Origin of the sequence: Desulforamulus aeronauticus DSM 10349, assembly GCF_900142375.1 — a bacterium.
Lineage (GTDB): Bacteria > Bacillota > Desulfotomaculia > Desulfotomaculales > Desulfotomaculaceae > Desulfotomaculum > Desulfotomaculum aeronauticum.
This window is the reverse complement of record NZ_FRAR01000010.1, coordinates 156,889-164,610: the sequence shown is the minus strand read 5'-3', so window position 1 is coordinate 164,610 and position 7,722 is coordinate 156,889. Positions and strand designations below refer to the sequence as shown.

8 protein-coding genes are annotated in these 7,722 nt (G+C 47.7%); 7 read left to right on the top strand and 1 reads right to left on the bottom strand.

What is annotated here, in order from left to right; genetic code table 11:
* Nucleotides 1-220 precede the first annotated feature (220 nt).
* Complete coding sequence (locus BUA78_RS07040; RefSeq protein WP_072912474.1) at nt 221-1,054, bottom strand: hypothetical protein; 834 nt, start codon at nt 1,052-1,054, stop codon at nt 221-223.
* Nucleotides 1,055-1,588: 534 nt separating this feature from the next.
* Between BUA78_RS07040 and BUA78_RS07035 the strand changes: the two genes are divergently transcribed.
* From BUA78_RS07035 to BUA78_RS07005, 7 genes are all read left to right on the top strand, one after another.
* Nucleotides 1,589-2,365 (top strand): flagellar motor protein, encoded by a 777-nt coding sequence (locus tag BUA78_RS07035; protein ID WP_072912471.1) that lies wholly within the window; start codon nt 1,589-1,591, stop codon nt 2,363-2,365.
* Between the two features lies 1 nt (nt 2,366).
* The gene (locus tag BUA78_RS07030) at nt 2,367-3,149 is read left to right on the top strand and encodes a flagellar motor protein MotB (protein ID WP_072912468.1); all 783 of its coding nucleotides are present in this window, start codon (nt 2,367-2,369) and stop codon (nt 3,147-3,149) included.
* A gap of 6 nt (nt 3,150-3,155) precedes the next feature.
* Entirely contained in the window at nt 3,156-3,638 is a 483-nt protein-coding gene (locus tag BUA78_RS07025) for a chemotaxis protein CheW (RefSeq protein WP_072912465.1), read from the top strand.
* Between the two features lie 17 nt (nt 3,639-3,655).
* Nucleotides 3,656-5,746 (top strand): chemotaxis protein CheA, encoded by a 2,091-nt coding sequence (locus tag BUA78_RS07020; RefSeq protein WP_072912462.1) that lies wholly within the window; start codon nt 3,656-3,658, stop codon nt 5,744-5,746.
* Entirely contained in the window at nt 5,733-6,815 is a 1,083-nt protein-coding gene (locus BUA78_RS07015; RefSeq protein WP_072912459.1) for a protein-glutamate methylesterase/protein-glutamine glutaminase, read from the top strand. The genes BUA78_RS07020 and BUA78_RS07015 overlap by 14 nt, the downstream gene beginning before the upstream one ends.
* Before the next feature lie 104 nt (nt 6,816-6,919).
* Nucleotides 6,920-7,216 (top strand): flagellar biosynthesis anti-sigma factor FlgM, encoded by a 297-nt coding sequence (flgM, locus tag BUA78_RS07010; protein WP_072912456.1) that lies wholly within the window; start codon nt 6,920-6,922, stop codon nt 7,214-7,216.
* 12 nt (nt 7,217-7,228) lie between these two features.
* Entirely contained in the window at nt 7,229-7,714 is a 486-nt protein-coding gene (locus tag BUA78_RS07005) for a flagellar protein FlgN (RefSeq protein ID WP_175548983.1), read from the top strand.
* Nucleotides 7,715-7,722 lie beyond the last annotated feature (8 nt).

The following is a 7,722-nucleotide window of genomic DNA, read 5'->3' as shown; positions in this document are numbered from 1 at the left end:
TTCGTAGTAAATGGTTTTGAGGAACTAATTCTTCAATACAAACAAATTCAAAACTGCTTTGAGTCTTGTCATTTGAGGTTAGTATTTTTACCACCTACAATTTTGCATTTTCTTCCATTATACCATAAAAACAGCCCTAAACCTTTGATTTTCATGGTTTAGGACTACTTATCTTTAAATATCTACTATCATTGGCTTTCTCAACAGCCTGAGGCACCCCCTAAGGGGTGCCTTTAAAACATTCCGGATGGCCGCAAATTAATTCATTCTTATGGTAAGCGTAAAAAGCCTTTTTTCCTGGCTCCAGCAGTTGATCACAAATGGCACAGGGGACTTCCTCGGGGCAGGGAACAAGAATGCCTGTTAACGTCTGCTCCTGCCAAGCCACTTCTATTTGATGCAAGGTGGACTTGAGCGGTTGTACGGGACAGCACTCGGGATGAAAAAAATATCTAAACTTTCGCCCGTCCTTACGGAACTTTAACTCCACAACGGGGCTAAAGGGGGGAATTACTGCATTACAACCATAGCAGACTCTAGCCTTATTCATGGTGCTTTTTAACAGATACCTCGGCAGGGCCGGTTTCTTACGTACCTCCCGATCCTTCCAGTATTGCTTTTTCCTCTCGGGATGCAAAGATACCCATTTTTCAATATCTGTATAATAACTACGGTAATCCCGCTCAATCAGCTTGATATGTTCCGGAAATCCCGCCTCCACCACCATCTGGTGAAAGGAACTTTCTGCCGCATCGTGGGCAAGCCCGTCCATTTTGTGAGTTTGCCAGTTGTAACCCTGCTCACTAAGCCATTTATGATACGTATGAAAAATATTGCCGGAGCAAACCAAATACTGATCTTCTTTGGTTGCCCCCGCTTGCTGCATCAGCTCCACCATCAGTTGGCAGACCAATTCTTCCCAGCTCATTTTATTATTCCAGGTAACAGGAACCCTGGCAGAATAAATCTCACCGGTTTCTTCGCAGACAAGCACTACCACTTCACCAAAGGCTTGGCAGCCGCCGCCTGCATCTTCCACAAACCAGGTTTTCAAAGGAAAACACCTCTCTTAGAAAAACTTGGCTTGCGCCAAGTCTTGAGACGCCGGCGGAAGCCAACTAAAAACAGACTTCCAATCCAAGAAGTCTGCTATTACTATCGTATAGAACCCACCTATATATTATCTAATTTTTGGCCTAAGATCAACACCGGCCATTAGTCACGGAGAGTACTTGTTATACAGTTGTTGGCCAGGGTGACGGAAACAGGACCGTTTGCCCTTAAGATATCGAACATAACTGCCGATTTATTACATAAGGGACGCTGGGTGTAGATCCTGTGCTGCTGCTATCAGGGAAAGAATCAAGGTTACCAGACCTTCCGGTAATTTCATTACATTATACATGAAGAAAGGGGATACGTATTGTTTCAATGTAGGTATAACAAAATTACCAGGGAAAATATTAAAAATTTACTAACTTCTTCTTAAAAAAACTCTTAATGCAGGATTTTGGGGGCAATAAGTCGTAAAATTACACGAGTTCTAATTTGTCAAATTTAACTGATTTTTTATGAGGATGTGACTTGATTGGAAATTATGACCCCGGTGGGACTATTACTTGCTTTTATCTGCCTGGTTGGTGGTTTTCTTATGGAAGGCGGTCATGCCAGTGCTCTTTTATCCCCAAGTGCCTTTATTATCGTAATTGGTGGCACCATCGGTGCCACGGTGGTTGCTTTCTCTACCCATGAGGTTTTGTCTATCCCCAGACTAATCCAAACAGCCGTTGCTAAAAAAATACCGGATTTTACCGAAACCATTAACTTAATTGTGGAACTGTCAGAGAAAGCCCGCCGGGAAGGTTTGCTTTATCTCGACAGTCAGTTAGATACGGTTGAAGATTTATTTCTCCGCAAAGGGATGCAATTGGTGGTGGATGGTACCGACCCGGAGATGGTTCGCAGTATTTTAGAAACCGAGGTTTACGCTTCCTACGAAAGGCATCAGGTAGGTGTACATATTTTTGAAGCAGCCGGTGGCTATGCTCCTACTATGGGCATTATCGGTACTGTTATGGGTTTGGTGCATGTGTTGGGTAGTTTGTCCGACCCGGACAGCTTGGGACCAGCCATCGCCATGGCCTTTATTGCCACCCTCTACGGTGTTGGTTCGGCCAACATTTTCTGGCTACCCATTGGTTCCAAATTAAAGAACCTCAGCAAAAAAGAACTAATTATGAGGGAAATGATGATTGAAGGCATCCTGGCTTTGCAGGCGGGCTATAACCCTACGATTATTCGGGAAAGACTGAATGCCTTTATTAAGCCGGCTCAATTCAAACAACCCGTAGGAGAGGAAGAATAAAATGAAAAGACGGGGCGAAGAGGGCGAAAAGCAAAACCACGAGAGATGGTTAATTACCTACTCTGACCTAATTACCCTACTACTAATCTTCTTCATTGTGATGTATACTTTGAGTAAGATAGATGCCAACAAATACCATGCCATTGCCGCTTCCCTATCGAAAAGCATGGGGGGCAGTCAAAGCATCCTGGATAATGGCGGGCCATCTATTGTGCCCGGAGTGGGCGAAGCTAAGGAACTGGAAGCCGGCTTGGAAAAAGCCGAACAGGAAAGTATGGAAAGAATCAAAAAACAGATTGAGGAGTACGTCAATCAGCAAGGCTTAGCCGGCAAAGTAACCGTAACCATTGAAGAAAGAGGGGTTGTGGTAAGCTTTCAGGATGTGGTGCTTTTCCCTTTAGGCAGTGATGCTTTAAATAATTTCTCCAGGGAGATTGTGGATACGGTTGGGGCTATTTTACACCAAACCCCGAACTACATCCGGGTAGAAGGACACACCGATAATCTGCCTATCCGTACCGGCAGATTCCCTTCCAACTGGGAGTTGTCCTTAGCCCGTTCTGCCACAGTAGTTCACCGGCTAATTCAGTTTAGCTCTATACCGCCGGATAGACTTTCGGCCACTGGCTATGGAGAGTATCGCCCCAGGATGCCTAACGATACGGATGCCAACCGCCAACAGAACCGGCGGGTTGATATAATTGTTTTAAGAACCAAGTTCCAGGAAGTGGAGCCTGAGGCGATTATCAAGAGTATGTCAATACCAATGGACAAAAAGGAGTGATCCCCAGTGGCTAATAACGTGCTGAGTGCACAGGAAGAACAAATAGTCGTATTTCAACTAATGGAGCAAGTTTACGGGGTAGATATTAATTCCGTTTATGAAATTATTCGTATGGAAACTATTACGAGCATTCCACGCACCCCTCATTTTGTGGAGGGAGTTATCAACCTGCGGGGGCGCATTATTCCTGTTATTGACCTTGGGCTGCGTTTCGGTTTGGGTCAAAGCCAGCGCACCCAGGCCAGCCGCATTATCATTGTGGAAGTATCCGGGCAGACCATCGGCATGATCGTAGACTCCGTACAAGAAGTGTTGCGGATTCCTCTTACCACCATCGAACCACCTCCACCGGTGGTCAATGGTGTGGATGCTGCCTACCTAAGGGGTATTGCTGTCTTAGAACAACGACTGATTATCTTGTTGGATCAAAACAGGGTCTTACTGGAGGAAGAAAAGGACCAACTTATGCAGGCTAATTTTGGCGCCTAAGCCTAGGAGGTACGAACATGTTTTCAGATCTTGAAATTGGTGTTTTTATAGATGAGCTGGAAGAAAAAATACAAGTTATTAACGACGGACTGCTGGCCTTGGAGCGGGATGAAGGAAACCCTGATATCATCCAGGAGATTTTCCGGGCAGCTCATACCATTAAGGGCTCCTCGGGGATTATGGGCTACCAAGGGATGGCCAGTCTCACTCACGAAATGGAAAATCTATTTGATAAGATCCGCCATGGCGAAATTCATGTGACTTCCGTCATGGTTAATGTGCTTTTTGAGGCTCTGGATACCTTGAAGGCTTTGAAGGATGAAGTGACCGGGGATGGCCCGGCTGTGGACACCTCTTCCGTAGTTGGGAAAATCAAAGCTTTTGTAGAAGGAGGGGGGCAGGCTCAGCATAACGAAACTCCGGAGGCTAGCCAAGCAACCACCCCTGTTAATGAAGTTGCACCGGATCGTGGCTGGATTGAGATTGGTGATGTAGAGGAAAATGTTATCCGGGAAGCAGAGCTAAGGGGTTACCAATGCTTCCGGGTGGCTATCGATATTGACCGAGACTGCCAGATGAAAAACGTACGGGCTTTCTTGGTTTTTGAAACCCTCCAACAAAACGGAGAAATTCTCAAAAGTGAACCCCCTGTCGAAGAAATCCAGGATGGTAAATACGATGTTGGCTTTCAGGTGGTACTTATTACCAAGGAAGATGCCGATCGCATCAAAAACTTAATGATTACCATTTCGGAAGTAGCCGATGCGGATGTGCAGCCAGTGGTACTGCAGCAAGTGGAATCCTATGTTGAAAAGGCTGTTGTCAAGGAAGCCGTGGGAACTGTCCCGGTAGTCCAGGAAAACGGCATAGCTAAACAACAGGAATCTTCAGAGAAAAAGGCTGTTAAAACCGTTCGGGTGGATGTTACCAAACTGGATAATCTGATGAACCTGGTAGGCGAGCTGGTCATCGACCGTACCCGCCTTAATCGCTTTGCCGAAATTTTTGAATCCCGTTTTGGTTCTGATGATCTGGTAGAATCCATTAACGAGATTTCTAATCATTTAGGTCAAGTTACCGGCGATTTACAAGAGCAAATTATGAAGGCCCGCATGTTGCCGGTGGCCCAGCTATTTAATCGCTTTCCTCGGATGGTACGGGATACCGCCCAGAAGCTGAATAAAGAAATTGACTTTGTGGTGGAAGGGAAAGAAACGGAACTGGATCGCAACGTTATTGAAGTGATTGGCGATCCCCTAATCCACCTCATACGCAACTCCATCGACCACGGCATTGAAACACCGGAGGAGCGGCTGGCCGCGGGCAAACCTGCCATGGGTACCCTGCTGCTAAAAGCCTCCTACGCGGAAAGCCACATCGTCATTACCGTACAGGATGACGGCCGGGGTATCGATGCCAACAAGATTAGAAATAAAGCGGTAGAAATGGATTTTGTAGATCGTGAAACCGCCGATCGCATGAGTGACCGGGAAGCGCTGCAACTTATTTTCAGGGCTGGCCTCTCCACCAAAAATAATGCAGTCAGTGACCTCTCGGGCCGAGGTGTTGGTATGGATGTGGTGAATACCGCCATTGAGCAAATCAATGGTATCGTAGAGATGGACACCAGACTTGGTGCAGGTACCACCATTACCATCCGTCTGCCCCTGACACTGGCCATTATTCGCGCCTTAATGATTACTCTGGGCAAGCAAGTCTATGCTTTCCCCTTAACCAATGTATCAGAAACCATCCGCATTACCGATCAAGATGTTCGCCGCATTCGCAACAGTGAAGTTATTGTGGTGCGGGATCGCATTCTACCTCTGGCCCGCTTGGGACGGATGTTCAATTGTGCCGATTGTGCCGAAGACAGCAAAATGTTTGTGGTGATTCTGGGCTCCGGCGATAAACGCATTGCTGTGGTAGTGGATAAACTTATGGGTGAACAGGAAATTGTTATTAAATCCCTCGGTGATTACCTGGGTCAAGTACACGGCTTATCCGGTGCCTGCATCCTGGGCGATGGTAAAGTAGCCCTGATTGTGGATGTGCGAGGTTTGGTGAAAGATCTGGGGGCCGAGGAGGCAGCCTATGCTGCCGGTTAAGGTCCTTGTCGTAGATGATTCCTCCCTTATGCGGCGGCTGATTAGCCGCCTGCTGGAGGAAGACAAGGACATCAAAGTAGTGGGCACTGCTGCCGACGGCCTGGAAGCTCTGCAACTCATCAAAACCCTCAAACCCGATGTGGTTTCCCTAGATGTGGAAATGCCAAAGTTGGACGGTATTGGTACTTTGCGCCGTATGATGGTGGAGTGCCCTACGCCGGCTGTGATGCTCAGTGCCCACACCCACGAAGGTGCCCGGGCCACCATGGATGCCCTGTCTGCCGGTGCGGTGGACTTCGTGCCTAAGCCCGGCACCTCAGCAGACCTCCCCAGAATGGTGGAGGATTTAAAAACCAAGCTAAAGGTGGCCGCCAGGGTTTCCCTGCGCCGAGTGGTTAAAACCACGCTGCCCCCGCCGCCCCGGCCTAAATCCCCGGTCATGCCGCCCAAACCCGCTCTTACTACACCGGTGAGGCGACCTCAGGTTTGCGGTAAAATAGACCTGGTGGTCATTGGCTGCTCCACCGGTGGACCTGCTGCCTTACAGCAAATAATACCGTATCTACCTGCCAATTTACCTGCCGGCGTGGTGATTGTCCAACACATCCCGGTGGGTTTTTCTAAATCTATGGCTGAACATTTAGATAAGAAAAGTGCCATCACTGTACGCCACGCCGAAGAGGGTGACGAAGTGAAACCCGGCCAGGTGCTGGTTGCTCCGGCAGGTTTTGATCTCAACTTCCGCTCCCGTGGCAGTGGTGCCACCGTAACCCTTACGAACCAAGGCCAGCCCCTGGCCCCGGGTGGCTTCCGTCCCTCGGTGGATTGGGTGATGAATTCCGCTGCCGAAATCTACGGTTGTCGAGCCCTTGGTGTACTCCTTACTGGCATGGGCCGGGATGGTGCTCAGGGTATGCTGAACATCAAAGAGCAAGGCGGCCCCACCATCGCAGAACATGAGAGTACCTGTGTGGTCTACGGTATGCCGAAGGCAGCCGTTGATCTGGGTGCAGCCAAAAAAATAGTACCTTTACCACAAATTGCCCAGGAAATTCAAGCGGTTTTTTAATAAATCGTATAAAGAAAGACCTTGAGTTGCCGATAACAATAGCAGAGAGAGACAACAGAGATGTGATAAACATAACACAGAGAGATAACAAGGGCGTGATGTAAATGAAAGTGTCAGGATCCGGCTTTAAACCCACCACCGATGCACTCAAGGCTTATAACCGTAATCAAGCCGCCAATGGAAAAACCCAGGCCAACCAAAACCAGGGGGATTCCGTGCAGCTTTCTAAAGAAGCAAGCTTTAAAAAAGAAATTGAAATTGCCCTAAAAAATCTGCCTGAAGTGCGGCAAGATTTGGTGCGTAACCTTACCAAAGAGATTAAGTCCGGCAGCTACCAGCCGGATGCTTATAAAATTGCAGACGGCATTCTTCAAGATAGGCTCCTGGACAAAGAGATTTAAAGGATGGTGCAGATGGAGTCTTTATTTTTTGAACTAAAGCAAATACTGACAGAACAAAGCAAAACAATAACAGAACTGCTGACCGCAGCCAAAGCACACAACCACGCCCTGCAGGAAAACGACATTTCCGCCATCTCGGCAGCAGTTAAACAGCAGCAGGCGCTGGCGGAAAATTTAACTGCCCAAGAGCGGACCAGAGAAGCGCTGCAGACCAAGCTGGCCCAATACTTTGCTTTGCCCGAGGACGTTACCCTCAAACATCTTATGAACCACGTTCCCTCGGACAATGGCTTGTCTTCATTAGCCCAAGAAATGAACAGCAACCTTGAACAGCTTGCGGCAGTGAATCAACTAAACAATGCCTTAAGCAACAACGGGATGCTTTTTTTACAGAAGTTCCGTGCTATTTTGCAGCCAGCCATTGGCACCACCTACCAAGGGACGGGTCAAGTTAGGCAGCAAAGGGCAACTGTTTCTACCATGAATAAATCAATTTAAGTAAGGTG